The 235-nt window shown below is 58.7% G+C and carries 1 protein-coding gene; it reads left to right on the top strand.

Annotation, left to right across the window (positions count from 1 at the left end; all coding sequences use genetic code 11):
• Nucleotides 1-235 (top strand): ADP-ribosylglycohydrolase family protein (locus AC0L20_RS41865; protein ID WP_473295972.1); only part of this gene is annotated, 235 nt, incomplete at both ends.

The raw sequence follows: 235 nt of genomic DNA, 5'->3' as shown, positions 1-235 counted from the left end.
CGAGAAGGCAAAGACAGACATCGTGGGGTCGGGTTATGCGGTTGCCTCTTTAGAAGCGGCTTTCTGGTGCTTCGACACCACTTCCAGTTTTGCCGAGGCGGTACTCGCAGCGGCAAACCTGGGAGATGATGCCGATACAACCGCCGCCATCGTGGGGCAGTTGGCCGGCGCGTATTACGGCGTCCATGCTATCCCCATCGGTTGGCTGGACACGCTATACCTACGCGACGATATC

It is taken from the genome of Bradyrhizobium sp. Kon58 (genome assembly GCF_055807455.1).
The sequence above is the reverse complement of the archived record's forward strand: the minus strand, read 5'-3'. Positions and strand labels throughout refer to the sequence as shown.